The following is a 26,447-nucleotide window of genomic DNA, read 5'->3' on the forward strand; positions in this document are numbered from 1 at the left end:
AACTTCATGCGCATGACCGACAGCGCGCCGATCTACGACGACAAGGCCCACGTGCGCGGCAAGCTCGACCTCCGCAACGCGCAGTGGAAGCGCCCGCCGGAGCCCGAACCGGAAGACGGCCACGTCGAGATCGCGTTCATCGAGCACACCGACGGCGCCACCTACGTCGCGATGCGCAACTCCAAGCAGCTCGAACCGGTCCTGACCTTCACGATGGCGGAGTGGGACGCATTCGTCCTGGGAGCCAAGGACGGGGAGTTCGACGAGCCCTGGTGACCGCCTCGACGACCTCCGCGAGCGGCAGCGTGCCGTCCACGATCACGGCACCGAGATCCCGGTAGCGGACCTCGATCCGTTCGTTGTGCCACAACGAGGCCGCCAGCTCCTCGGGGTGCTTCCCGAACGAGTTGCTGGTCCTGGTGGCCAGCCGCTCCTTCAAGGTCTCGTCGTCGATCACCAGGCACACGATCACGTCGAAGAGGTCACGTACCTCGTCTTCGTTCTCGACACCCCCGAACAGGTACGCGGTCCGGTCACGCGACGCGGCGGCGAGGGCCTCGACCCGTTCCCGGCTGATCAGCCACCCGTACCGGTCGAGCCACCCGGCGGGCACCGGGTCCGGCGGGTCGACGACGACCTCTCCGCTCTCCCGGTGCACCCAGCGGTTGTAGCCCTCCCAGTCGGTGTCGACCGCCACCTCTCCTCGCTGCGCTAGCAGCTCGCAGACCGTCGACTTGCCCGACCCGGAAACCCCGGTCACCCACACCAGCGGCATGGGGCGGAGCGTCGCACGGACCTCGCACGCGGGGCGAGCGAATTGGGCGACCCGGCGCGCGGTGCCAACCGGCGCCGGCCTACGCACACAGGCTTGGCGCGTGGTGCCAACCGGACAGCCGCATGCACAAAGCCGCCTACGCACGCAGCCTGGTGTGGCGGTGCGCAGCGAGCCGTCCGAACCTTCACGCATCGGGAGCCGGTGCACAATCGCACCCCAACACTCGTCAAGACCCACGCAACCAGGCCACACCAGCCGACCCGCGCAGAAACCAGCAACACTCCACCAGGTCCCAACCACCGGACGTCACCCTGACGAGTGAACGGCACGTCCAGCCCCACCCATCCCATACTCCAAGACGCGGGCAGTGACCTGAGCCACCCGGCGGAATCCCCTCGCAAGCCCCCTGTCTATGCTCGTTAACAGTCCGGACACATTGCGGTGCTCCGGTCGGCGCGGGCCAGCCGCCCCCGACCACGCCCGCGCCCCACGATCCGACCCTTCCTGGGAGCGATGTCCGTGAGCAACACGAGCCGACCTGTTGTCCTCATCGCCGAGAAGCTCGCGCCGTCCGTTCTGGACGCTCTCGGTGACGGCGTCGAAGTGCGCCACGTCGACGGCACCGACCGCGAAGCCCTCCTGAGCGCCGTCGCAGACGCGGACGCCCTGCTCGTCCGTTCCGCCACCCAGGTGAACGCCGAGGTCTTCGCGGCCACGCGCAAGCTGAAGGTCGTGGCCCGCGCGGGTGTCGGCCTGGACAACGTCGAGGTCCCGGCCGCCACGCAGAACGGCGTGATGGTCGTCAACGCCCCGACGTCCAACATCGTCAGCGCCGCCGAGCACGCCGTGGCCCTCCTCCTCAGCGTCGCGCGCCAGATCCCGGCCGCCCACGAGACGCTGCAGAACCACGAGTGGAAGCGCTCCAAGTTCAACGGCGTCGAGATCAACGGCAAGACGGTCGGCGTCGTCGGCCTCGGCAAGATCGGCCAGCTGTTCGCGCAGCGCGTCGCCGCGTTCGGTGTCGAGCTCATCGCCTACGACCCGTACGTCAGCGCCGCCCGCGCCGCGCAGCTCGGCATCGAGCTCGTCAGCCTCGAGGAGCTCCTCGAGCGCGCCGACGCGATCTCCATCCACCTGCCGAAGACGCCGGAGACCAAGGGTCTGATCGGCGCCGAGCAGCTGGCCAAGGCCAAGCGCGGCGTCATCATCGTCAACGCCGCGCGCGGTGGCCTCATCGACGAGGAAGCCCTCGCCGAGGCGGTCAAGGAGGGCCAGGTCGGCGGCGCCGGCATCGACGTCTTCTCCACCGAGCCCACGACCGAGAGCCCGCTCTTCAACGTGCCGGGCATCGTCGTCACGCCGCACCTCGGCGCGTCCACGGCCGAGGCGCAGGACCGCGCGGGCACCGACGTCGCGAAGAGCGTCATCCTCGCGCTCGCCGGCGAGTTCGTGCCGGACGCCGTCAACGTCCAGGGCGGCGCGGTCGGCGAGGAGGTGCGCCCGTACCTGCCGCTCGTGCAGAAGCTGGGCACCGTCCTCAGTGCACTCACGCCCAAGGCGCCGACCACGGTCACCGTCGAGGTCCGCGGCGAACTGTCCACTGAGGACGTCGCGATCCTGCCGCTCGCCGCGCTGCGCGGGGTGTTCTCCAAGGTCGTCGAGTCGCAGGTGACGTTCGTGAACGCGCCGAGCCTCGCCGCCGACCTGGGCGTCACGGTCGAGCTCACCAAGGAGACCGAGAGCCCGAACCACCGCAGCCTCGTCACGGTCAAGGCCGTGCAGGCGGACGGCTCGACCAACAGCGTGTCCGGCACGATCAGCGGCATCGCGCAGGTCGAGAAGCTGGTGAACATCAACGGCCGCAACTTCGACCTCCGCGCCGAGGGCACCGTGCTGCTGCTCGAGTACCCGGACCGCCCCGGCGTCATGGGCACCGTCGGCACGCTGCTCGGCGAGGCCGGCGTGAACATCGAGGCCGCGCAGATCAGCCAGACCGGCAGCGACGCCGTCATGGTGCTGCGCGTCGACCGCCCGGTCGACACGCAGGTGCTCGACCCGATCGGTGCCGCCGTGGGCGCGCGCACGGTCCGCTCTGTCGACTTCGGATAGTCACGACAAACGGGAAGGGGACGGTCAAAGTCCCCTTCCCGTGTCTATCGCCATTCACAACGAAGTCGTAACAGGCAACTATCCGTAGACAACATTCATACTTTCGGGGCAGTCGCAGACACACGGTCAGCGATTAGCGTCCCCCCGAGGTTGACCCGGTGCCGTAGAGGGCACGGCACTGCACGCAACGGGTCGAAACACACACCTCGGTTGGGGCAACGTTGTGAAAAGACGATCGAGTCTGGTGGTGTTCTCTGCCATCACCACACTGCTGATCGCACCCGCCACCGCACAGGCGCAGGGCGAACCGCTCGCGCAGCCGGTCAAGGGTGCACAGGGACTGGACGCGAAAGCGTTGCAGCTCAAGGTTTCTCCCAGGCTGAACGCCGCGGGCTCCGTCACCGCGTTCGTCGCGCTGGACCGCAAGCCGGCCGTCGACGCGTTCGAGGAGAAGAAGAGCCAGGGCAAAGAGGTCGCGAAGCAGGCCGCCAAGCAGGCCAAGAACGACACCTCCGCCACCGCGGACCAGGTCGTCGGCCAGCTCAAGAGCGCCGACACGCAGACCAAGGAGCTCTACCGCACCTCCAACGGCGTTCCCGGCGTCGTCGTGCAGGCCGACGCGCAGAAGGTCCGCGACCTCGCGCAGCGCGCGGACGTCCTCGCGGTCTACCCGGTCGTGCCGAAGAAGCGCCAGAACTCGAACGCCGTCCAGCTCACCAGGACGCTCAACGTCTGGCAGCAGTACGGCAAGCTCGGTGACGACATCCGCGTCGGCATCATCGACACCGGCGTCGACTACACGCACGCGAACTTCGGCGGCCCCGGCACAGTCGAGGCGTTCAAGGCCGTCGACCCGACCAAGGCCGACCCGAACTTCCCGACCGCGAAGGTCGTCGGCGGCTACGACTTCGTCGGCGAGGACTACGACGGCGAGAGCACCGACCCGGCGATCAACACGCCGAAGCCCGACCCCAACCCGATCGACTGCAACGGCCACGGCTCGCACGTCGCGGGCACCACGGCCGGTTTCGGTGAGAACGCCGACGGCAGCACGTTCAAGGGCGACTACACCAAGCTCGACGCCGCGAAGCTCAACGAGATGAAGATCGGGCCCGGCACCGCGCCTAAGGCCCAGGTCTACGCGCTCAAGGTGTTCGGCTGCGAGGGCTCGACCAACGTCACCTCGCAGGCCCTCGACTGGTCGCTCGACCCCGACGGCGACGGCGACTTCTCCGACCACCTCGACGTGGTCAACCTGTCGCTCGGCTCCGACTACGGTGCCCCGGACGACCCCGACAGCCTGTTCGTCAAGAAGCTGTACCGCGTCGGCGTCATGCCGGTCTTCTCCGCGGGCAACGGCGGCGACCTCTACGACATCGGCGGCTCGCCGGGCAACACGCCGGAGGCGCTGACCGTCGCGTCCACGCGCGACTCCTACGTGCTGCGCGACGGCGCCGAGGTCAAGGGCCAGGGCCTCAAGCCCGGTCAGTACAGCCAGAACTTCACCGGCTACCTGGGTTACAACAAGGAACTGCCGGTCGCGAAGCTGACGCAGGCGGGCAACCTCGACGGCTGCCAGCCGATCACCGACGCCGTCGCCGGCAAGTTCGTCTGGCTGGAGTGGGACGACAACGACGCCACGCGCCGTTGTGGTTCGGCCGCCCGCGCGAACAACGTGCAGGCCGCCGGCGGTCAGGGCGTGCTCCTGTCGTCCACCCTGGAGAACTTCGCGGCGGGCATCGCGGGCAACGCGGCCATCCCGATGTTCCAGTTCACCGGTTCGGCCACCGCGGCGATCCGCCCGGCGCTCGACGCCGGCACGCTGGTCGTCCGCCTCGCGGGTGACCTGCGCACCTCGACCGCGACGTACGACCAGTCCATTTCGGACACCCCGAGCGCGTTCACGAGCCGCGGCACCCGCGGCCAGTCCATCAAGCCGGACGTCGCCGCCCCCGGTGACACGATCTCGTCGACCGCCGTCGGTTCCGGCAACGACCGCCTCGTGATCTCCGGTACGTCGATGGCCTCCCCGCACGTCGCGGGCGTCGCCGCCCTGGTCCGCCAGGCGCACCCGGACTGGACGCTGGAAGAGGTCAAGGCCTCGATCATGAACACCGCCGGCGCGGACGTGAAGGAGAACGGCAAGACCTTCGCGCCCAACCGGGTCGGCACCGGCCGCGTGGACGGCAAGTCCGCGATCGACAACCAGGTCCTCGCGTACGTCGAGGAGGACAACGGCTACGTCAGCGCGAACTTCGGCGTCGTCGAGGTCTCGAAGCCGGTCTCGCTGTCCAAGACCATCAAGGTCGTCAACAAGTCCACGAAGCCCGTGGAGTACAAGGTCGGCTACAGCGCGGCCACGACGATCCCCGGCGTGAGCTACGTGCTCTCGCAGGACAAGGTGAAGCTGAGCCCGCGCGGTGTCGCGCGCGTCAAGGTCACCCTGAAGATCACCGACCCGAAGGCCCTGCGCAAGACGGTCGACTCGACGGTCGAGCCGCTGCAGCTCGACGTGCCGCGGCAGTTCCTCGCGGACGCCTCCGGGCGCGTGACCTTCACGCCGACCTCCGGCGCCACCGTGCCGCTGCGCCTGTCGGTGTACTCGGCGCCGAAGCCGGTGGCCGACATCAACACGGCCGACAGCATCAAGTTCCGCGGCAACGACAAGCAGGCCGTGCTGAACCTGACCGGCAGGGGCGTCGACCAGGGCTCCGGCTCGCAGGCCTACCGCTCGCTGGTCAGCGTCCTCGAGCTGCAGGCCCAGTCGCCGAAGCTGCGCGACTGCCGCCGCAACGTCACCGAGAACTGCGCGCTCAACGACACCGCCAAGGGCGGCGACCTGCGGTACGTCGGCGCGGCCTCCACGGCCCCGCTGGCCAAGGCGCAGGGCAAGCCCGAGGAGGCGCTGCTCGCGTTCGGTGTCGCGACGTGGGGCAACTGGTACAACCTGGGCAAGAACACCATCCCGTTCGTCGACATCGACACCAACGGTGACGGCACGGCGGACTTCGAGGTGTACGCGACCCGCCTGACCGACACCGACCTGCTGGTCGCGTCCACCGTGGACCTGAAGACGGGCGAGACCGTCGACATCCAGGGCGTGAACGGCCTGTTCGGCGACGTCGACGCGAACGTCCAGGACACCAACGTTGTCGTCCTGCCGGTGCTGCTGAGCGCACTGGGCATCGACGCGACGAAGGACACGGCGCGCCTGTCGTACGTCGTGGGTACCACGGGCTACTACCCGGCGCCGGGCAACGCGAACAGGCTGATCGACGTGATCGACCGCAACCTGTCCTTCGACCCGCTCAAGCCGGGTCTGTGGGCGCAGGGCGGCGGCGACGCGGCGCTCTCGTACTTCGCTAAGCCGGGCACCGCGCTCGTGGTGAACAAGGACGAGGCCGCGCTCAAGGCCGACAAGTCCGAGGGCCTGCTGGTCCTCAACCACCACAACGCCAACGGTGACCGCGCGTCGGTCGTCACGGTGAAGTCGAGCGGCCGCGGTGGCGCTTCCTGAGCGCTGCTAGGTCGGATGTCTGACGAGAGGCCCGGTTTCTCCAGCGGAGAGCCGGGCCTCTCGGCACGTCACGGTCCGGAACTGCCTGCCGTCACCCCTTGACGCGACCCCGTTCCTGCGGTCGAGTGACACCCGAAAGCGCGGTATAGGCCGTGTGGGTGTCCCGCAGTACGGGAGATAACACCCCGATGGGGTGTCCGGCATGCGGCGGGCGGCCGCGATGCCGGTAGCCTTTCGCGTGAGGAAAATAGTCCCACCAATTGGGGACTGACACCTGGGAGGTGTGTGGATGCGGCTCGCAGTGATCCCAGGAGACGGGATCGGGCCCGAGGTCATCGCTGAGGCCCTGAAGGTCCTCAACGAGGTCGTTCCGGCGGCCGAGATCACTCGCTACGACCTCGGCGCGGCGCGCTGGCACGCCACGGGAGAGTTGTTGCCCGAGTCGGTGCTGGGAGAGCTTCGCCAGCACGACGCGATCCTGCTCGGCGCGGTCGGCGACCCGTCGGTGCCGAGCGGAATCCTGGAGCGGGGCCTGTTGCTCAGGCTGCGCTTCGAACTCGACCACCACGTGAACCTCCGCCCTGCTCGTCTCTACCCCGGTGTCCGCAGCCCGCTCGCGGACCCGCCGGAGATCGACATGGTGGTGGTGCGCGAGGGCACCGAGGGCCCGTACGCGGGCAACGGCGGCCTGCTCCGCAAGGACACGCCGCACGAGATCGCCACCGAGGTCTCGCTGAACACCTCGTTCGGCGTCGAGCGGGTGGTCAGGGACGCGTTCGCGCGCGCCTCGAACCGCCAGCGCCGGCACCTGACGCTGGTGCACAAGACGAACGTCCTCACGCACGCCGGCTCGTTGTGGTCGCGCGTCGTGGAGGAGGTCTCGCTGCAGCACCCGGACGTCACCGTCGCCTACCAGCACGTGGACGCGGCGACCATCCACATGGTCACCGACCCGGCGCGCTACGACGTGATCGTCACGGACAACCTGTTCGGCGACATCCTGACCGACCTCGCCGCCGCCGTCACGGGCGGCATCGGCCTGGCCGCGTCGGGGAACATGGACGTCACCAGGCGCAACCCGTCGATGTTCGAGCCGGTGCACGGTTCGGCGCCGGACATCGCGGGCCAGGGCATCGCCGACCCGACGGCCGCCGTGCTGTCGGTCGCGCTGCTGCTCGACCACCTCGGCGAGCACGAGGCGTCCCGCCGGATCGAGGCCTCCGTGGCGTTCGACCTGGCGACGCGCGACCACCAGTCGCCGGGCGCGACCTACGCGATCGGCGACAGGCTCGCCGCTCTCGTGTCGTCGAACGTGCGCACGGGCTGAGTTCTTCTCAGACGTTCTGAAGCCCGGCCGGACGTGTTCCGGCCGGGCTTCGGCGTTTCCGGGCGCGGGTCAGAGCTGGCCGTGGGCCTCACGCCACGCGCGCTCCTTCTTGATCCACTCGTTGTCCTGCGGGAACTCGTCGATCGTCGGCACGCGGCGGATCTCGGTCTTGAAGCCCGGTCCGGCCATCGGCATGCGCTTCGCCCACTCGACCGCCTCCTGGATCGAGGAGACGTTCAGCAGGTAGAAGCCGTTGAAGAGCTCCTTGGTCTCGCCGTACGGGCCGTCCGTGACGACCGGCGGTTCCTGCGAGTAGTCGACGACGACGCCCTCGGACGGCTCGGAGAGACCCTCGGCGGCCAGCAGCACGCCGGCGCGGATCAGCTCGTCGTTGAACGCCCCGACCGTCTCCAGCATCTGGTCGAAGTCGAACTCGCCCATGTTCGCGAAGGCCTCGTCGGTGGCGCGCATGATCAGCATGTACTTCACGGTGTGTCTCCCTGTGCCGGGCGGTTCGTTGACGTCCAGAGGTCGAACGGGGGCGGTGCCGGATCGACATCACACCCCGGAAATTTTCGAACTTCCTGTTTTCGCAGGTAGGGTCACCGAAGTCGTGCGTGGGGGAAGACCGGTCGAAGTCCGGCGCTGACCCGCAACGGTAGGTCCCCTCGGAAGTGGGGACGAGCCCGAACACCCGTGCACGGTGGACCGAGGAACCAACTCCTGCCGTGGACTGCGGGAAGGGCATCAGTGATCTCCAAGATCAGCGCGCTCGTCGGCGTGCTCGTCGTCAGCATCGTCGCGGGTGTGGCCCTCGGGCCCGTCTCCGTTCCGTTCGGCGTGACGCTCGACCTGTTGTGGGCGGCGTTGAGCGGCGGCACCGTCCCCGCCGACCTCGCCGGGCAGTACCACATCGTCTGGGACATCCGGTTGCCCCGAGTCCTGCTCGCCGCGGTCGTCGGCGCGGGCCTGAGCGCGGTCGGGGTGGCGATCCAGGCGATGGTCCGCAACGCCCTGGCCGACCCGTACGTGCTCGGCATCTCCTCAGGCGCGAGCGTGGGCGCGACGGCCGTGGCGACGATGGGCGTCCTGTCCGGCCTCGGCGTCTACGCGCTGTCGGTCGGCGCGTTCGTCACCGGTCTCGGCGCCACGGCACTGGTCTACATCACCGCACGCACGAGCCGAGGGCTCACACCGTTGCGGCTGGTCCTGACCGGAACCGCGCTGGCGTACGGGTTCTCCGCCGTGGCGATGCTGCTGGTGTTCCAGGCACCGCACGGCGAGGCGGCGCGGTCGGCCATGTTCTGGTTGCTCGGCAGCCTGGGCGGCGCGACCTGGACCGCGTTGCCGATCGCCGCCGCCGTGACGGTGCTGGGCATCGCGTACCTGATGACCAGGGCCCGGCAGCTGAACGCGCTGGCGATGGGGGACGAGACCGCGACGACGCTCGGCGTGCCGGTCAACCGGTTCCGCACGCACCTCTTCGTCGTCACCGCCGGCATCACGGGCGTGCTCGTGGCGGTCAGCGGCGCGGTGGGGTTCGTCGGGCTGATGCTGCCGCACCTCACCCGCATGGTCGTGGGCGCGGACCACCGCAAGGTCCTCCCGCTCGCACCCCTCGCCGGAGCGTCGTTCCTGGTGTGGGTCGACGTGGCCGCGCGGATGCTCGCGGCGCCCGAGGAGCTCCCGCTCGGCGTCATCACGGCCGCGATCGGCGTGCCGTGCTTCATCTTCCTCATGCGCCGCAAGAGCTACGTGTTCGGAGGACGTTGATGCGCGTCGACATCGAGCAGGTCACCGTCCGCGGCATCATCACGGACATCACGCTGCACGCTTCGAACGAGGTCGTCGGGATCGTCGGTCCGAACGGCAGCGGCAAGTCCACGACGCTGCGCTGCGTCTACCGCGCGCTGAAACCGGACTCGGGTGCGGTGCTGATCGACGGCGTCGGGGTCCACAAGCGACAGCACATCGCCCGCGACCTCGCCGCCCTGTCGCAGGAGTCGCAGGTCGAGTTCGACTTCACGGTCGCCGAGGTCGTGGAGATGGGCCGCCTGCCGCACGAACGCGACCCCGCCCGCGACCGCCGCGTGGTGGCCGAGGCACTGGACACAGTGGACGTCGCGCACCTGTCCGGACGCAGCTTCCTGAGCCTGTCGGGCGGTGAACGCCAGCGCGTGCTCATCGCCCGCGCCCTCGCCCAGGAACCCCGCGTCCTCGTGCTGGACGAACCCACCAACCACCTCGACATCCGCCACCAGCTCGAGGTGCTCGCGCTGGCGCGGAGCCTGGGCGTCACCGTGCTCACCGTCCTGCACGACCTGAACCTCGCCGCGTCCTACTGCGACCGCCTGCACGTGCTCGACGAGGGACGCCTGGTCGCCTCCGGCACCCCGGCGGAAGTCCTCGTGCCCGAGCTGATCGCCAAGGTTTTCCACGTCACCGCGCACGTCGTGCGGCACCCGACAACAGGGGTCCCCCAGCTCCTGTTCGACCAGGAGGTCACCCCTTGAGAACCGCACTCGCCACAGCCGCCCTGCTGCTCGTCTCCGGCTGTGGCGCCACGGTCGCGAAGGACCCCTCCGCGTCCGATCCGGTGACGGTCACGAACTGCGGCCAGCAGGTCACCTTCGACCGCGTACCGTCCAAAGTGGTCACCAACGACACCGGCATCACCGAGATGATGTTCGCGCTGGGCCTGAAGGACCGCATGGCGGGCTACGTGGTCAACGGCCTCAAGACGGTGGACGTGCAGAGCTCGCCGTGGAAGGCCGACTTCGAGAGCTCGAAGCACCTGGCGGACAAGATCTCCAAGGAAGTCGTCCAGGGCGCCAACGCGGATCTCGTGTTCGCCGGCTGGAACTACGGCTTCAGCGAGAGCACCGGCTTCACCCCGGACGCGCTGAAGGAGCTCGGCATCGGCACGTACCTCCTGACCGAGGCGTGCCGCAACGGCGTGGGCAAGCAACGCGGCATCATGCCGGCGCTGGACGCGCTCTACACGGACCTGCGCAACCTCGGGAAGATCTTCCGCGTCGAGGCGAAGGCGGAGGAGCTGATCAAGGGGTACTCCGAGCAGATCGCTGCCGCCGGGCGGCTGATGGAGGGCAAGCCGCGGCCGAAGGTGTTCCTGTACGACAGCGGGCAGGACCAGCCGTTCACGTCCGGCAAGAACGCGGCACCGCAGGACGTGATCTCGAAGGCCGGCGGGGACAACATCTTCGGGGACCTGAACGACAGCTGGACCACCGTGAACTGGGAGGCGGTGGTGCAGCGGAACCCGGACGTCGTGCTGATCGTGGATTATGCGGACGGTGAGGCGAACACGCCTGAGGAGAAGCAGCGGTTCCTGGAGGGGTACGCGCCGCTGGCCAACTCGCCTGCTGTTCGGGGGAAGCGGTTCTTCTCGCTGCCTTATGCGGCGTTGGTGGAGGGGCCTCGGAACGCTGCCTCGATCGAGGCGTTCGCGAAGTTCCTGGCCGGGGCCTGAGTTCTCGCTCGGTGCGGGTCGCGTTTGGTTGGTCGGGTCGCCTTACGAGGGTGGTCCTGCGGGTCTTGACGAGTGTTGGGGTGCGATTGGGGCTTGACCTTGAGCCTCTGGCGGGGTGCTGTGACGGCCGGTAAAGGGCCGGGCTGAAAAGCGCCCGGCCGTGCCCAGAGGGGTAGCACCCCGCCCCCTCAAGGTAAAGCCCCAATCGCCAATGCGGGTGTGCACCGGCTCCCAATGACGCACAGTTCAGACGGCTCGCTTCGCATCGCCACGCCAGGCTGCGTGCCTGGTCGGCCTTGTGCGTGCGGCTGTCCGGATGGCACCGCGCGCCAGGCCTGCGTGCATGGTTGTGTTCGGGTGGCGAGTGCGGTTGGTACCGCGCGCCGGGCTTGCGTGCAGGTCGCTTTGCGTGGGCGAGTGCGGTTGGCACCGCACGCCAGGCCTGCGTGCGTGGTTGCTTTGTGCGGGCGAGTGCGAGTGGCACCACGCGCCAGGCCTGCGTGCGTGGGCGCGTTGGGTGAGCGAGTGCGGTCGGCCCCGGCGCCCTGTCCGGGCCGCCTCGCCCACCACCGCCCGCGCCCCCGTCACAGGCGTGAACCCGTGACCAGATAGTGGGAGATTTCCTCCCGTCGCTTGGTACGCCACCAAGACCTGTGGCAGCATCCCCGACATGGCTCAGTTCACCGCCATCATTATTGACGAGCGCGTCGGGTAGTTGCCGCCCCTGGCATCCGACGCGCAGACCTCTCGCATCCCGCGGGGGGTCTTTTTGTTTGTCCTGATGAGGAGATGACCCCGATGGCCGGCCCTTCCGACGAGTTCCACGTCTACGACACGACGTTGCGCGACGGCGCACAGCGTGAGGGCATCTCGTACTCCGTCACGGACAAGCTCGCCGTCGCGCGGCTGCTGGACGGGCTCGGCGTCGGGTTCATCGAGGGCGGCTGGCCCGGCGCGTTGCCCAAGGACACGGAGTTCTTCGCGCGGGCGGCGGCCGGTGATCTGGAACTGAAGCACGCCAAGCTGGTCGCGTTCGGGGCGACGCGCAAGGCCGGGGTCAAGGTCGAGGAGGACCCGCAGGTCAAGGCGCTGCTGGACTCGCAGGCGCCGGTGGTGACGCTGGTGGCCAAGTCGGACCTGCGGCACATCGAGCGGGCGTTGCGGACGGACACCGGCGAGAACCTGAAGATGGTGTACGACACCGTGCGCTACCTGAAGGATCACGGCAGGCGCGTGTTCCTCGACGCCGAGCACTTCTTCGACGGGTACGCGTTCTCCCCGGACACCAGCCTCAGGGTGCTGGAGTCCGCTGTGGAGGGTGGCGCGGACGTCGTGGTGCTGTGCGACACCAACGGCGGGCAGCTGCCGCTCGGTCTCGCCGACACGGTCGCGGAGATCGTCGAGAAGACGGGCTTCCGCGTCGGAATCCACTGCCAGGACGACACGTCCTGCGCGGTGGCGAACACCCTCGCGGCCGTTCAGGCGGGCGCGACGCACGTTCAGTGCACCGCCAATGGTTATGGCGAGCGGGCAGGCAACGCGGACCTGTTCGCCGTCGTGGGAAACCTCGTGACCAAGCTCGGCATGGAGGTGCTCCCGACCGGGGCACTGGCCGAGCTCACCCGTGTCTCCCATGCGTTGGCCGAGATCGCGAACATCGCACCCGACACCCACCAGGCTTATGTCGGGTCGTCAGCATTCGCCCACAAGGCGGGTCTGCACGCGAGCGCGATCAAGGTGGATCCGGAGCTGTACAACCACATCGATCCGGACATCGTCGGCAACGACATGCGGGTGCTGGTCACCGAGATGGCCGGTCGGGCGAGCATCGAACTCAAGGGACGTGAGTTCGGGCTCGACCTGGCCGGCCGGTCAACCGAGGTCGGGAGCGCTCTCAAGCGCGTGAAGGAGCTGGAGGCGAAGGGGTGGTCGTTCGAGGCCGCCGACGCCTCGATGGAACTCCTGCTGCGCGACGAGCTGTCCCAACTGGACACTCCGCCGTTCTCGCTCGAGTCCTACCGGGTGGTGCTCGACCACCGGTCGGACGGCGAGATCGTGTCCGAGGCCACGGTCAAGGTGCACGTGGCGGGGGAGCGGGTCATCGCCACCGCCGAGGGCAACGGGCCCGTGCACGCCCTGGACGCGGCGCTGCGCAAGGCGTTGCTGCCGCACCTGTCCTGGTTGGACACCGTCGAGCTGGCCGACTACAAGGTGCGCATCCTCACCGAGCACCCCGGCACGGACGCCGTGACGCGCGTGCTCGTGGAGTCCACGGACGGTGAGCGCGAGTGGACGACCGTCGGGGTGCACGGGAACATCGTCGAGGCGAGCTGGCTCGCCCTGTGCGACGCGCTCGTGCACAAGTCGATGCGCTCCAGCTGACCTCGTAAGCTGGGGTCGTGCGCATTGCCCGAATTGCTCATCCCGCAGGTGTGGCTTTCGTCGAGGTCCAGGGCGACGAAGCCGCAGAGATCGCCGAACACCCCTTCGGCACGCCCACGTTCACCGGCCGCAAGTGGCCGCTGGCCGACGTGCGGCTGCTCGCGCCCATCCTGCCGACCAAGATCATCGGCGTGGGGCGGAACTACGCGGACCACGCGAAGGAGCTCGGCAACGAGGTCCCCGCGGAGCCGTTGCTGTTCTTCAAGCCCAACACGTCGGTGATCGGCCCGAACGTGGAGATCAAGCTCCCGGCCGTGTCCGAGCGCGTCGACTTCGAGGGCGAGGTGGCCGTCATCATCGGCCAGCCGTGCCGCGACGTGCCGCGGGCCAAGGCCACCAGCGTGATCATGGGTTACACGATCGCCAACGACGTGACGGCGCGCGACCTGCAGAAGAAGGACGTGCAGTTCACGCGTGCCAAGGGTTTTGACACGTTCTGCCCGCTGGGTCCGTTCATCGAGACCCAGTTCGACCCGTCGGACGTGCGCGTCGTCACCGAGGTCGACGGTGAGGTCAAACAAGACGGACGTACTTCGTTGATGGTGCACGACATTCCGTCGCTCGTGGAGTACGTGTCGGGAATCATGACGCTGTTGCCGGGCGACCTGATCCTGACGGGAACTCCGGCCGGTGTCGGGCCGCTGGCGGCCGGACAGACGGTGTCCGTGACTGTGGACGGCCTCGGCACGCTCACCAATCCGGTCGCAAATAGGTAGCCGTACGGAGCAATCCGGCACCTGGCGGCTTACGCACCCGGGTACCCGCGAGTAACTTCCCGGTGTCATGACGGACCAGGCGTCCACCCGTGTGTTGCTGGTCGACGGTTCGCAGCTCATCACCGAGGGGCTGCGGATCTCGCTGCACCGCACGCACTGCTTCCGCGTTGTGGGTATCGCTCACACCGTGGCCGACGCTGCGCGCAGTCTGCGCGGCACGTTGGTGGACCTGGTCGTCACGGACTTCGACGTGCCGGGCGCCGGGCCGCTGCGCACCGTGCGGGACACGGCGCAGTACCGGCCGGGCGCCCGAGTCGTCGTGTTGTCCAATGCGGACAGTCCGAGCTGGGCCCGCGCGGCGCTCGACGCCGGCGCGGTGGCCTACCTGCTGAAGACCTCTCCGGTGGCCGAGCTGCTGCCGTTGATCGCGGCCGCCGTGCGCGGTGCTCCCGCCACGATCGACGCGCGGGTGGGGTCGCTGGCGCGTCTGCCTGCGCGGATGCCCCCGCCCGCCGCGCTCGGCCGGCTGTCGGCGCGCGAGTTCGACGTGCTGGCCGAGATGGCGAAGGGCATGGACAACGCGCGCATCGCCCAGCGGCTCTTCATCAGCAACGACACCGTGAAGACCCACGTGAAGGCGATCCTGCGCAAGCTGGGTGCCCGTGACCGCGCCCACGCCGTGGCGATGGTGCTCGGCGAGTCCGCCGAGGCGTTCGTCACGACCTGACGACGGTCTGCGGGTCCCTCCGCGCGAAGTCCGGCGCGTGCTCGGGGCGCGGGCCGATCGCGACCACGTAGGCCGGAACCGCCTGCAGGAACGGCAGCTTCTGCGCGAGCTTGAGCGGCAGCGGCATGCCCGTGCTGGAGACCGTCTCGGTGCTGTTGAGCTTCCGCCCGAGGAACAGCCGGTGGATCACCCGCTGCACGGTCTGGATCAGCACGGTCGGGAAGAGCCTGCGCCCGCGCACCTTCGCGAGCACCGCGGGCGTGACCCGGCCCTCCCGCAACGGCTTCGCCAGAAGCGTTGCCGCCGCGACCGCGTCCTGGACGGCCAGGTTGATGCCCACCCCGCCAACCGGCGACATCGCGTGCGCCGCGTCACCGATGCACAACAGTCCGTCGACGTGCCACTGGCGCAACCGGTCCAGCTTCACGTCGAGCAGCTTCACCTCGTCGAGGTCCTCGAGGTGGCCGACCCTGTCCGCGAGCCACGGGACGAGCGTGACGACGCGTTCGCGGAACTTCTCGACGCCCTCGGCGCGCACCGCCTGGTCCGTCCCCTTGCGAATGAGGAACGCGCACTGGAAGTACTCGCCGCGTGGAATGAGGACGAGCCCGCTGCCGGAGCTGAACCTGCCGGCGCCGCCCTTCACGTCGTCGGTCTCCTTGCGCGGCAGGCGGAACCACCACACGTCCATCGGCGCGCCGAAGCTGTAGACCGGGAGTTGCACGGCGGCGCGCAGGATCGAGCTCCGCCCGTCCGCCGCGACGACCAGGTCGGCCGCGAACTCACCCTCGTGCCCGTCGACGCGGTCCCGGTACTTCACGCCCGTGACCCTGTTGCCGCTCTTGGTGATCTCGGTGACCTCGGTGTTCATCCGCAACGTGAACGACGGCTCCGCCCTGCCCGCGTCCGCCAGCAGGTCGAGGAAGTCCCACTGCGGCACCATCGCGATGCGCTTGTTCGGGCCGGGCAGCCGCGACAGGTCGGCGATCGTGGCCTTGGCGCCGCCGTCGAGCAGCGCCTCGATCTTGTCGACGTCCTGGTGCGGCACCTGCGCGAAAGCCGGACCGAGCCCCAGTTCGTCCAGCAGCGTAAGAGTCGACGCGTGCACCGTGTCGCCGCGGAAGTCGCGCAGGAAGTCGCCGTGCTTCTCCAGCACCGTGACCTCGACGCCGCCGCGCGCCAGCAGCAGCCCCAGCACCATCCCGGCAGGCCCGCCGCCGACGACGAGACAGGTTGTCCTCTCCATGGTGATCCCCTCTTTTCAACTCATGTTGAATTAAGGCCAGCATGCTCCTGATCGCCAAGTGCGTCAAGCTGTGTTCGCGGTGGCCTGGCTCTCGTTCCAGCGTCGGTCCACTGTGGACTGTCTGGTGGGCCAGGCCTCGAAAAGGTTGCGGCTGGTGCGAAATGTCGTTGTGCGAGCTACGGTGTCGCGCCCGCGGAACGCCCGGCTGGAGCGGCGCTCGTCACGTAGTCGAACAACACTCGACCGGGTGATTGCATCCGGCGCTCGGACCAGTCTGACTGGTTCGTTCGGGGCCTCAAGGTCGGCTTGATCGTGCAAGGACCTATAGGAATCACCTCGTTAGCCGAATCGGACGAGGGCCCCTCGCACCTAACCTTCCGGGGTGACAACTGCGTCCCCGACTTTCACGCGTAAGAGAACCGGCGAGATCCGCGCTGTGTGCCTGGACGTCGACGACACACTTGTCGACTACAGCTCTTCTTCGCGAGCCGCGTTGGCCTCGATGGTCGGTAACGCCGACGCCTGGTCGTTGTGGCAGCGGATCACCGACGACCACGTCTCCCGCCAGCTCGCCGGCGAGCTGCAGTACGAGCAGATGCGCAACATCCGCACCCAGGCGTTCTTCGCCGCGCTCGGCGAGGACCTGTCCCTCGGCGAGGCCACCCGCCGCGAGCTGGGCCGCCAGGAGGTCCTGTCGTCGAGCTGGTGCCTGTTCCCGGACGCCATCCCGATGCTCGACTGGCTGCGCGCCACGGGCCTCCCGATCGCCGCGATCAGCAACGCGTCGGGCCGCCACCAGCGCATGAAGATCGCCCAGCTCGGCCTCGCCGAGTACTTCGACGCCGTGCTGATCGCCGGCGAGGTGGGCTGCGCCAAGCCGGACCGCGTGATCTTCCACACCGCGTGCCTCGCCCTGGGCGTACCGCCCGGCGACACCGTCCACGTGGGCGACCGCCTGCACGCCGACGCCATCGGCGCGCGCGACGCGGGAATGCACGGCGTCTGGATCAACCGCGTGGGCCCGACCGGCGGCACGCTGCCCGCGGGCCTGTCGTCCATCGAGACCCTGGCGGAACTGCCGGAGCTCCTCGTGTGCGAGCTCTCCACGGCCCACGCCTGAGACGAGCCCGGAGACCGGCCCTCACCTGCGCGTTTGCGCTTAGGTGGGGGCCGATTTCACTTCTGGCGGGGACGTGGTCTAGTATTTCTCACGGCAGCAACGAGGACCTCGGAACTCCCTGCGGGACAACGAAGTCGATCGTGAAAGCCAATGGGGTATGGTGTAATTGGCAGCACGACTGATTCTGGTTCAGTTAGTCTAGGTTCGAGTCCTGGTACCCCAGCTGCAACGGAAGAACTGCCCTCGGGTAAGCTTCCGGAGCTGCTGAAAATGTAAGACCCGCAGTGCGTAAGAAAAGAACTGAATAGCCGGATTTGGACCGGACAGAGAGATCTGATAAGGTTCACTCCAGCAAGAAGTTCTAGGGCCCCGTCGTCTAGCGGCCTAGGACGCCGCCCTCTCAAGGCGGTAGCGAGGGTTCGAATCCCTTCGGGGCTACAGAGGTGTGAGAGGCCTGTCAGCGGAAAGCGCTGACAGGCCTCTTTCGCTTTGTCCTCTGGGGGCCGAGCCCCCAGACCCCCAGCCGGCGGGCTGCCGCCCCCGGACCCCCGGCGTGGGTGTTGCCCTTCGCTTCGCTCGGTGGGGTGGGGCATTGTTGAGGTCGCTTATGTGATGCTCGCCTCTTAAGGCATTTGAGCCTGCTTCGGCTTCGCCTCAGCGGTCCCAATCTTTGTGGCGCCGGTCTCGCTTTTGTTGGGCTTCCGCTGCGCTGGCTCTTCCGGTGCGGCCTTCTTTTGCTCGGCCATCCCGTCGTGCTCTCACGCAACGCGCCCCTGGCCCTGCGCCCGCCAGATTTCGCTCCGCCTCCTTCCTGCTCCGCCCACTGCTGTGCGGCGCGCCTCACCGTGCATCACTCCCTGGCTCGCTCGCCCTGCCCTTCCGGCTGCGCTCCACCTCCCAACTCCGCCTGCTTCCCTACTCGCTCGTCCTGTCCAGCCCCGTCCGGCCCGCCCTCCTGCCCGCTCGCCCTCCCGCTCTTTTCCACTTCGCCTTCCCTCCGGCCCCGCCTTTCCGACTTCCCCCGGCTCGGCCCGCTTCTGCCCCCGCCGCGCCTACGCCAACTTCTGCCCCGCCGCGCCTACGCCAACTTCTGCCCCAGCCCGTCCTGCCCCGCCCTGCCGCGGCCTGCCCGCCTCGCCGCGGCCTGCCCGCCTCGCCGCGGCCTGCCCGGCCGCCCTGCCCGGCCGCCCTGCCCGCGCCGGCCTGTCCGCGCCGGCCTGTCCGCGCCGGCCTGTCCCGCCGCCTCTCACTTCTCCGCCCTCTGCGCCTCGCCACACCCGCCTCGGCCTGCCCCGCCCCGGTCTGCCCTGCCCCTCCGCGCCTCGCCACACCTCGCCTCGCCTGCCACACCCGGCCCCGGCATGCCTTGCCCCGCTGCGCCTCACCCCCGCGCCCACCCCACCTCGCTTCACCCACCTCGCTTCACCCACCGCGCCTCACCCACCGCGCCTCACCCACCGCGCCTCACCCACCGCGCCAACTTCCTTCCGCCCCGGCCCGTCTCACCTCCATCTGCGGTGGCCGTTCCGTCCCTCTGTTCGTCGCCACTCACCTCCCTCCCCGGTGGTCACCTGTTGAGACGCGGGGTGCGTGTCGGGCGTTGGTGGGCGGCGTGTCGGGGGTGGGAAGCAGAACGGCCGCCCTCCCTTTGGGGAAGGCGGCCGGGTGTGGCGTTGGTGCTTTAGAGGCGGCTTTGCAGGGCCTCGGCTGCTGCCAGTAGGTCTGCTGCCCAGCGGGCGCCTGGGCGGCGGCCCATGCGGTCGATGGGGCCTGAGACTGAGACTGCTGCCACTACTGCGCCTGTGGAGTCGCGTACCGGGGCGGAGACCGAGGCGACGCCCGGCTCTCGTTCCGCCACGCTTTGTGCCCAGCCTCGGCGGCGCACTTCGAGGAGGGTGCGTTCGCCGTAGACGGCGTCGGCCAGGACGGCGCGTTGGGTGCCTGGGTCTGACCACGCGGCAAGGACTTTGGCGCCCGAGCCCGCTGTCATGGGGAGCCTCGCGCCGATGGGAACCGTGTCGCGCAGGCCCGATGGGGGTTCTGCCGAGGAGACGCAGACCCTTTGCATGCCGTCGCGGCGGTAGAGCTGCACGCTTTCGCCGGTGATGTCGCGCAGGCGTGGCAGGACCGAGGAGGCCGCGTCCAGCAACGGGTCCGTGGCGCCGCCGGCGAGTTCCGCGAGAGCGGCGCCGGGGCGCCAGCGGCCGTCGGAGCCTCGGCGCAGCAACCTGTGCACCTCCAGGCCTACGGCGAGGCGGTGCGCTGTCGCTCGGGGGAGGCCGGTGCGGTTGCACAACTCGGCCAAGCCACAAGGATCTTTTGCTACGGCGTTCAACACGGCCACTGCCTTGTCCAGCACGCCGATCCCGCTATGCTGTCCCACAAGCCGATACTAACTTCCCAAGCAGTGAGAAGTCCAGATCTGTCGGCGCGTCCATACTGTGGGAGATGTCGCGATGAGCCGCACGCTCGCGGAGAAGGTGTGGGAGGCACACGTTGTGCGCCACGGAAGTGGTGCGGAGCCGGACCTGCTCTACATCGACCTCCACCTGCTCCACGAAGTCACCAGCCCCCAGGCGTTCGACGGGCTCCGCCTTGCCAACCGCAAGCTGCGCAGGCCCGATCTGACGATCGCCACCGAGGATCACAACGTTCCGACCGTCGACATCGACAAGCCGATCGCCGACCTCGTGTCGCGCACGCAGGTCGAGACGCTCCGCCGCAACTGCGCGGAGTTCGGGGTGCGGCTGCACCCGATGGGCGACTTCGAGCAGGGCATCGTCCACGTCGTGGGCCCGCAGCTCGGCCTCACGCAGCCCGGTATGACCGTGGTGTGCGGCGACAGCCACACGAGCACCCACGGTGCGTTCGGCGCGCTGGCCTTCGGCATCGGCACGTCCGAGGTGGAGCACGTCATGGCGACGCAGACGTTGCCCTTGCGCCCGTTCAAGACGATGGCCATCAACGTCACCGGCTCGCTCGGCGAGGGCGTCACGGCGAAGGACATCATCCTCGCGGTCATCGCGAAGATCGGCACCGGCGGCGGGCAGGGCTACGTGCTCGAGTACCGCGGCGAGGCCATCGAGGCGCTGTCGATGGAAGCGCGCATGACGGTCTGCAACATGTCGATCGAGGCGGGTGCCCGCGCGGGCATGATCGCACCGGACGACACGACTTTCGACTACATCTCGGGGCGTGACCACGCTCCGTCCGGCGCGGACTGGGACAAGGCCGTCGAGTACTGGAAGACGCTGCGCACCGACGACGACGCGACCTTCGACGCCGAGGTGACGATCGACGCCGACGAGCTCACGCCGTTCGTCACGTGGGGCACGAACCCCGGCCAGGGCCTGCCTCTGGGGGCGAACGTCCCCGACCCCGGGAAGATCGCGGACGAGAACGAGCGCGTGGCCGCCGAGAAGGCGCTGACGTACATGGGCCTCGAGCCCGGCACGCCGCTGCGCGACATCCGCGTGGACACGGTGTTCCTCGGCTCCTGCACCAACGGGCGCATCGAGGACCTGCGCGCCGCGGCGGACGTCATCAAGGGCAAGCACGTCGCTTCAGGAGTACGGATGCTGGTCGTCCCCGGTTCGATGCGGGTGCGCAAGCAGGCCGAGGACGAGGGCCTGGACAAGGTGTTCCTCGACGCGGGCGCTGAGTGGCGGCAGGCCGGCTGCTCGATGTGCCTTGGCATGAACCCGGATCAGCTCGCCCCCGGCGAGCGCAGCGCCTCGACCTCCAACCGCAACTTCGAGGGCAGGCAGGGCAAGGGCGGCAGGACCCACCTCGTGTCCCCGCTCGTCGCCGCCGCCACGGCCGTGCGCGGCACCCTGTCGGCCCCCGCAGACCTGGAGAACTGACCATGGAAGCCTTCACCACCCACACCGGTGTCGGTGTGCCGCTGCGCAGGTCCAACGTGGACACCGACCAGATCATCCCGGCCGTCTACCTCAAGCGCGTGACCCGCAGCGGGTTCGAGGACGGGCTCTTCGCCGCCTGGCGCGGTGACGAGCACTTCATCCTCAACCAGGAGCCCTTCAGGGCGGGCAGCGTCCTCGTCGCGGGCCCCGACTTCGGCACCGGGTCCTCTCGGGAACACGCCGTCTGGGCGTTGATGGACTACGGCTTCCGCGTCGTCGTCTCGTCCCGGTTCGCGGACATCTTCCGGGGCAACGCGGGCAAGCAGGGTCTCGTCGCGGCGCAGTGCAGCCAGTCCGATGTCGAGCTGCTGTGGAAACTGCTGGAGTCCGAGCCCGGCACGCCGGTCACCGTCGACCTCACCGACAAGACCGTTCGCGCCAAGGACTTGGTAGCCCCCTTCGAGATCGACGACTACACCCGCTGGCGCCTTCTCGAAGGCCTCGACGACATCGCTTTGACGCTGCGCCACGAGGCCGAGATCAGCGATTTCGAGGGCAATCGCCAGACTTGGCTGCCCACAACGGATCCGCTTCCGGCGGTCTGAGAGGGGGCCGGATTCTCCCCTTGAGAGGGGCGAATCCGGCGCCTCCTGTCCCTCGAAGGGGCGCAATTAGCCACGCCACAACGAAAATTTTGGCGTGGCGATTGGTATTTCTCGCGATTTGGGCCTACCGTTGCGTTCTAGTCGGCCCGACGCTAGGGCCGTGAGCGTCCTGGGAGGGACTGAAGGTGAACAAGGCCCAGCTCATCGAGGCGCTCGCCGAGCGCCTGGGAGACAAGAAGACCGCGGGTGCTGCTGTTGACGGCATCGTCGATGTCATCGTGCGGAGCGTCAACAAGGGCGAGAAGGTCAACATCACGGGCTTCGGCGTCTTCGAGAAGCGTGCCCGTGCGGCTCGCACCGCGCGCAACCCGCGCACGGGCGAGACCGTGAAGGTCAAGAAGACCAACGTGCCCGCGTTCCGCCCCGGCTCGACGTTCAAGGACGTCATCAGCGGTGCGAAGAAGCTGCCGAAGGCCGTTGCCGCCAAGGCCGCCGCCAAGCCCGCCGCCGCTGCCGCCGCGAAGCCCGCGGCCACCAAGGCTCCGGCGACGAAGGCCGCGACGACCCGCGCGACCACGACGCGCACCCGCACGGCCGCGGCCGCCACCAAGGCGCCCGCGACCCGTCGCACCACCACCACGGCCGCCGCGACGAAGACCGCTGCTGCCAAGGCGCCCGCGAAGGCGACCGCCACCAAGGCCGCCGCCACCAAGACGGCTGCCGCGAAGGCTCCTGCCAAGCGCGCCACGGCCGCTGCCAAGCCGGCTGCTGCCAAGACGACGGCCGCCGCCAAGACGACCGCCGCTGCCAAGCCCGCCGCGAAGACCGCGGCTGCGAAGCCGGCTGCTCGCAAGACGGCTGCCAAGAAGAAGTGAGACGGGCCTCCTGAGGGAGGCTGCGTCACTTCAGAACCACGCGGAAGGCCCCGGTGTGCGCACACCGGGGCTTTCGTGTTTGTTGGCCGCTGCTCCACAGCGGCGGCGAGTTCGCCGGGGAAGTCGGTCGTCCGTTGCCCCAATAGAAATAACGCAAGCGCGCCTGCGAATAGCCCCTGCCCGGCTCGGAACAACGCCCGGCACAAGCGAAACCGCCGCCTTCCCGGCCGATTTGGTTGCCAGAGGCGAACTTTCATCGGGGCCGGGAGACGGCGGCGGAGAACGGCGGTGGAGAGCCTCAGGGACGGGGGAGTGCCGAGGCCAGGTAATGCGCCGACACCAGCGTTGGCCAGCGCGAAGGCGAGTCCGAAGTGGACCACGTGCCGAACGGCCTGGTGAAGGCCAGCACCCACGTGCTGCCCTTCTTGCAGGGGATCTCGTCGAGCCTCAGCCCGCCCATTTCGGCCAGCGACTGCACGACGGACGGGATCACGCCGCCCTGCGAGGAGACGACGGCACGGCCTTCGAGAGCGGCCACCTCCAGCAGGCGCACGAGACCGGCGTCCGGGTCGGGCCAGTAGCCCTCCTCCGACAGCCGGTGCTCCTGGACGACGTCCACGCCCAGGTCCTCGGCCACGCCCCGCACGGTGTCCACACAACGCACCCTGGGCGCCGTGTGGACGCGCACGGGTGCCCACAGGGGCAGCAGGGCGCGCAGCGCCGCGGCCTGGCGCCAGCCGGCGTCCGAGAGCGGGCGCAGGTCATCGTCGTCGTCCCACTCGGAACGTTTACCCGCCTTCGCGTGCCGCACCAGCAGGACCAGCAGCAGGTCCGCGGGCAGGCGGGCGAACTCGTCGAGCACCTCGCGGTCCGGTGCGTAGGTGAGCAGGGCCGACGCCTCGGTGACCGGCAGCCACCGCAGTTCGTCGACCTCCTCGTTGGCCGCGAAAGAACCGGAAACGGCTTCGGCGGCGTAGTAGTCGACGGTCTTCGGCACGCCCTTCACCGAATAGGAGACCTGGCTCAGGTGGCGGCCGAGAACGCACGAGAAGCCTGTTTCCTCCTCGATCTCGCGCACCGCGCAGGCGGGAATCGTCTCGCCCTGGTCGAGTTTGCCCTTCGGCAGGGACCAGTCGTCATAACGCTGGCGGTGCACGACCGCGACTTCGACGTTTCCGCCGGCATCACGCCAGAGCACCGCCCCAGCAGCTTTGATCACCCAAGAGCTCCGTGCTTGTGCAGCAGTTCCATCTGATGGTCCCGCACGGACGTGCCGTCCGAGGGCGAGGGTTCCCATTCTCCGTCAGAACGCAGCACCCAGCAGCGCGTGTGCGGGTCGAGCGCGGAGTCGAACATGTCGCCCAGCTGCTTGGTCAGGCGCGGGTCGGCCACGCGCACGGCCACCTCGACGCGGCGGTCCAGGTTGCGGTGCATCATGTCCGCGCTGCCGATCCAGTACTCGCCGGACGCGACGAAGTGGAAGACCCGCGAGTGCTCCAGGAACCGGCCGAGGATCGACCGGACCCGGATGTTCTCCGACAGCCCCTTGATGCCCGGCTTCAGACCGCAGATGCCGCGCACGACCACGTCCACGGGCACGCCCGCCTGCGACGCCCGGTACAGCGCGTCGATGACCTGCTCGTCGACGAGCGAGTTCACCTTGATCCGCACACCCGAGGGCTCACCCGCCTGCGCGCGCTCGATCTCGTCGTTGATCCGGTCCACGATGCCCTTGCGGACGCCGTAGGGGGCGACGAGGAGCGAGCGGTACTCGTCCTGGCGCGCGTAGCCCGTGAGGACGTTGAAGAGGTCCGTGAGGTCCGCGCCGATCGTCGGTTCGGCGGTGAGGATGCCGACGTCCTCGTAGAGCCGCGCGGTCTTCGGGTTGTAGTTGCCGGTGCCGATGTGGCAGTAGCGCCGGATCGTCGAACCCTCCTGGCGCACCACCAACGACGTCTTGCAGTGCGTCTTCAGGCCCACCAGGCCGTAGACGACGTGCACGCCCGCCTTCTCCAGCGTGCGCGCCCACTTGATGTTCGCCTGCTCGTCGAACCGGGCCTTGATCTCCACCAGCGCCACGACCTGCTTGCCGGCCTCGGCCGCGTCGATCAGCGCGTCCACGATGGGCGAGTCACCGGAGGTGCGGTACAGCGTCTGCTTGATGGCGAGCACGTGCGGGTCGGCCGCGGCCTGTTCGATGAAGCGCTGCACCGACGTGGAGAACGAGTCGTACGGGTGGTGCACGAGGACGTCGCCCTCGCGCAGCGTCGCGAACACGCTCTTCGGCGTCTCGCGCTCCCCGAACGCCGGGTGCGTCGCCGGCACGAACGCCGGGTCCTTCAACGTCTTGCGGTCGATGCCGTAGAGCTGCCACAGGCACGACAGGTCGAGCAGGCCGGGCACCGTCACGACGTCGTGCGGGTCGACGTCCATCTCCCGCAACAACAGTTCGAGCATGTGCTCGGTCATGTCGTCGGCGACCTCCAGGCGCACCGGCGGACCGAACCGGCGCCGCGCGAGCTCGCGTTCGAGCGCCTGCAACAGGTCCTCGTCGCGGTCCTCCTCGACCTCGAGGTCCGCGTTGCGCGTGACGCGGAACGCGTGGCACTCGATGACCTCCATGCCGGTGAACAGCTCGCCGAGGTGCGCGGCGATGAGTTCCTCCAGCGGCAGGAAGGTCGCGGACGAGGACGACCGGTCCGCCTCCACGCGAACCAGGCGCGGCACGTTGTCCGGCACCTTCACGCGGGCGAAGCGCTCGCCGCCGCCCTCGGGGTCCCGCACGGTCACCGCGAGGTTCAGCGACAGCCCCGAGATGTACGGGAACGGGTGCGCCGGGTCGACCGCGAGCGGCGTGAGGACCGGGAAGACCTGCTCGCTGAAGTAGTTGGAGAGCCTCAGCCGGTCGTAGTCCGTGAGGTCGCCCCACGTCACGATGCTGATCCGGTGCTCTTCCAGGCCGGGCCTGATGTGGTCGAGGAACGCGCGGGCGTGCTGCTCCACGAGTTCCTGCGAGCGCTTGGAGATCGCCACGAGCTGCTCGAGCGGCGTGAGCCCGTCCGCGCTGCGCACCGTGAGCCCGGTCTCCGCGCGCCGCTTCAGGCCGGCGACCCGGACCATGTAGAACTCGTCGAGGTTCGAGGCGAAGATCGCGAGGAACTTCGCGCGCTCCAGCAACGGCTGCGAGGAGTCCTCGGCCAGGGCGAGCACGCGGGCGTTGAAGTCCAACCAGGACAGTTCACGGTTGAAGTACCGGTCGTCCGGGAGGTCCGTGGGCAGCGGACTCGGCGTCACCGCGGGCGGGGCCGAGGGCACCCCTCGCGTGGGAGCGGCGACCGGCCCCTGGGGTGGCTCCGCCTTCCTCCGCGGGTTGGACGCTCGCCTGGTCGCCGCTCGGGGCTGCCTCTTCGGCGTCGCCGCACGCGGGGTGGCCGCTGCCTTGCCGCCCGTCGAGCGGCGTCGGGAGGGGGTCGCCTTGCCGTCGTTGTCGTCCGTGCTCACGTCACGCATTGTGTCTCAGAATCGGCGCGGGCGCCCCCAACCAGAACGACCGTCTGGTGAACTCCTCGTCACAGAACAGGCATGCGAAGAGCCGTAACGGCTCCGTCAGGACTACGTTCGAGGGTCACCCGCTG

The 26,447-nt window shown here is 69.0% G+C and carries 20 protein-coding genes, 2 tRNA genes and 1 riboswitch; of the genes, 16 read left to right on the forward strand and 6 right to left on the reverse strand.

The genetic code is table 11. From position 1 onward, the window contains the following. Positions 1–12 precede the first annotated feature (12 nt). Complete coding sequence (locus BMY74_RS38770; protein ID WP_089925599.1) at positions 13–276, forward strand: DUF397 domain-containing protein; 264 nt, start codon at positions 13–15, stop codon at positions 274–276. Here BMY74_RS38770 and BMY74_RS38775 read toward each other — a convergent pair. Continuing rightward, on the reverse strand, positions 209–775 hold the full coding sequence (locus tag BMY74_RS38775; protein ID WP_177230132.1) for an AAA family ATPase: 567 nt from the start codon (positions 773–775) through the stop codon (positions 209–211). The genes BMY74_RS38770 and BMY74_RS38775 overlap by 68 nt on opposite strands. 513 nt (positions 776–1,288) lie before the next feature. Between BMY74_RS38775 and serA the strand changes: the two genes are divergently transcribed. The 3 genes from serA to BMY74_RS38790 all read left to right on the forward strand — a co-directional run bounded on the left by serA (position 1,289) and on the right by BMY74_RS38790 (position 7,728). Further along, the gene (gene serA / locus BMY74_RS38780; protein WP_371927540.1) at positions 1,289–2,884 is read left to right on the forward strand and encodes a phosphoglycerate dehydrogenase; all 1,596 of its coding nucleotides are present in this window, start codon (positions 1,289–1,291) and stop codon (positions 2,882–2,884) included. A 241-nt stretch (positions 2,885–3,125) separates the two neighbouring features. After that, entirely contained in the window at positions 3,126–6,401 is a 3,276-nt protein-coding gene (locus tag BMY74_RS38785; protein ID WP_425434897.1) for a S8 family peptidase, read from the forward strand. 289 nt (positions 6,402–6,690) lie between these two features. Further along, positions 6,691–7,728 (forward strand): 3-isopropylmalate dehydrogenase, encoded by a 1,038-nt coding sequence (locus tag BMY74_RS38790; protein ID WP_089925743.1) that lies wholly within the window; start codon positions 6,691–6,693, stop codon positions 7,726–7,728. A 69-nt stretch (positions 7,729–7,797) separates the two neighbouring features. Here the strand turns inward: BMY74_RS38790 and BMY74_RS38795 are convergent, their stop codons facing one another. Further along, positions 7,798–8,217, reverse strand: a complete 420-nt coding sequence (locus BMY74_RS38795; RefSeq protein WP_089925608.1) for a YciI family protein — start codon at positions 8,215–8,217, stop codon at positions 7,798–7,800. Positions 8,218–8,297: 80 nt separating this feature from the next. Continuing rightward, a riboswitch (cobalamin riboswitch) is annotated at positions 8,298–8,444 on the forward strand. A 34-nt stretch (positions 8,445–8,478) separates the two neighbouring features. Between BMY74_RS38795 and BMY74_RS38800 the strand changes: the two genes are divergently transcribed. From BMY74_RS38800 to BMY74_RS38825, 6 genes are all read left to right on the forward strand, one after another. Further along, on the forward strand, positions 8,479–9,501 hold the full coding sequence (locus tag BMY74_RS38800; protein ID WP_245786617.1) for a FecCD family ABC transporter permease: 1,023 nt from the start codon (positions 8,479–8,481) through the stop codon (positions 9,499–9,501). Continuing rightward, on the forward strand, positions 9,501–10,241 hold the full coding sequence (locus BMY74_RS38805) for an ABC transporter ATP-binding protein (protein WP_089925612.1): 741 nt from the start codon (positions 9,501–9,503) through the stop codon (positions 10,239–10,241). The genes BMY74_RS38800 and BMY74_RS38805 overlap by 1 nt, the downstream gene beginning before the upstream one ends. Next, complete coding sequence (locus tag BMY74_RS38810; RefSeq protein WP_089925616.1) at positions 10,238–11,218, forward strand: ABC transporter substrate-binding protein; 981 nt, start codon at positions 10,238–10,240, stop codon at positions 11,216–11,218. The genes BMY74_RS38805 and BMY74_RS38810 overlap by 4 nt, the downstream gene beginning before the upstream one ends. Positions 11,219–12,016: 798 nt before the next feature. Next, positions 12,017–13,600, forward strand: a complete 1,584-nt coding sequence (cimA, locus tag BMY74_RS38815) for a citramalate synthase (RefSeq protein ID WP_245786618.1) — start codon at positions 12,017–12,019, stop codon at positions 13,598–13,600. A gap of 17 nt (positions 13,601–13,617) precedes the next feature. After that, positions 13,618–14,376: a fumarylacetoacetate hydrolase family protein gene (locus tag BMY74_RS38820; protein WP_089925625.1), complete on the forward strand. Its 759-nt coding sequence runs from the start codon at positions 13,618–13,620 to the stop codon at positions 14,374–14,376. Between the two features lie 67 nt (positions 14,377–14,443). Next, positions 14,444–15,103 carry a response regulator transcription factor gene (locus BMY74_RS38825; RefSeq protein ID WP_089925628.1) on the forward strand — a complete coding sequence of 220 codons (660 nt, stop codon included), beginning with the start codon at positions 14,444–14,446 and terminating at the stop codon, positions 15,101–15,103. On the opposite strand, the gene BMY74_RS38830 is transcribed toward BMY74_RS38825, so the two are convergent. After that, positions 15,093–16,349, reverse strand: coding sequence for an FAD-dependent oxidoreductase (locus tag BMY74_RS38830; protein ID WP_089925631.1), 1,257 nt, complete (start codon positions 16,347–16,349; stop codon positions 15,093–15,095). The two genes, BMY74_RS38825 and BMY74_RS38830, sit on opposite strands and share 11 nt — an antisense overlap. A gap of 382 nt (positions 16,350–16,731) precedes the next feature. Between BMY74_RS38830 and BMY74_RS38835 the strand changes: the two genes are divergently transcribed. From BMY74_RS38835 to BMY74_RS38845, 3 genes are all read left to right on the forward strand, one after another. Continuing rightward, positions 16,732–17,469, forward strand: coding sequence for an HAD family hydrolase (locus BMY74_RS38835; RefSeq protein WP_245786619.1), 738 nt, complete (start codon positions 16,732–16,734; stop codon positions 17,467–17,469). 151 nt (positions 17,470–17,620) lie between these two features. Beyond that, a tRNA-Gln gene (locus BMY74_RS38840) sits at positions 17,621–17,692 on the forward strand. A 142-nt stretch (positions 17,693–17,834) separates the two neighbouring features. Then, positions 17,835–17,907: transfer RNA gene (locus BMY74_RS38845), tRNA-Glu, on the forward strand. Positions 17,908–19,150: 1,243 nt separating this feature from the next. Here BMY74_RS38845 and BMY74_RS38850 read toward each other — a convergent pair. Then, on the reverse strand, positions 19,151–19,852 hold the full coding sequence (locus tag BMY74_RS38850; RefSeq protein WP_177230133.1) for an IclR family transcriptional regulator: 702 nt from the start codon (positions 19,850–19,852) through the stop codon (positions 19,151–19,153). 73 nt (positions 19,853–19,925) lie between these two features. Between BMY74_RS38850 and leuC the strand changes: the two genes are divergently transcribed. The 3 genes from leuC to BMY74_RS38865 all read left to right on the forward strand — a co-directional run bounded on the left by leuC (position 19,926) and on the right by BMY74_RS38865 (position 22,812). Further along, a complete protein-coding gene (leuC, locus tag BMY74_RS38855; protein ID WP_089925638.1) occupies positions 19,926–21,332 on the forward strand; it encodes a 3-isopropylmalate dehydratase large subunit in 1,407 nt (468 codons plus the stop codon). Between the two features lie 2 nt (positions 21,333–21,334). Further along, positions 21,335–21,937 (forward strand): 3-isopropylmalate dehydratase small subunit, encoded by a 603-nt coding sequence (gene leuD / locus BMY74_RS38860; protein ID WP_089925641.1) that lies wholly within the window; start codon positions 21,335–21,337, stop codon positions 21,935–21,937. 185 nt (positions 21,938–22,122) lie between these two features. Then, positions 22,123–22,812, forward strand: a complete 690-nt coding sequence (locus BMY74_RS38865; protein WP_089925644.1) for an HU family DNA-binding protein — start codon at positions 22,123–22,125, stop codon at positions 22,810–22,812. Positions 22,813–23,110: 298 nt separating this feature from the next. Here BMY74_RS38865 and BMY74_RS38870 read toward each other — a convergent pair whose 3' ends face one another. After that, positions 23,111–24,028 (reverse strand): NUDIX hydrolase, encoded by a 918-nt coding sequence (locus BMY74_RS38870; RefSeq protein WP_245786625.1) that lies wholly within the window; start codon positions 24,026–24,028, stop codon positions 23,111–23,113. Next, entirely contained in the window at positions 24,028–26,322 is a 2,295-nt protein-coding gene (locus BMY74_RS38875; RefSeq protein ID WP_177230134.1) for an RNA degradosome polyphosphate kinase, read from the reverse strand. Before BMY74_RS38875 ends, BMY74_RS38870 begins: the two co-directional genes overlap by 1 nt. Positions 26,323–26,447 lie beyond the last annotated feature (125 nt).

It is taken from the genome of Lentzea albida (genome assembly GCF_900111005.1).
GTDB lineage: Bacteria > Actinomycetota > Actinomycetes > Mycobacteriales > Pseudonocardiaceae > Lentzea > Lentzea albida.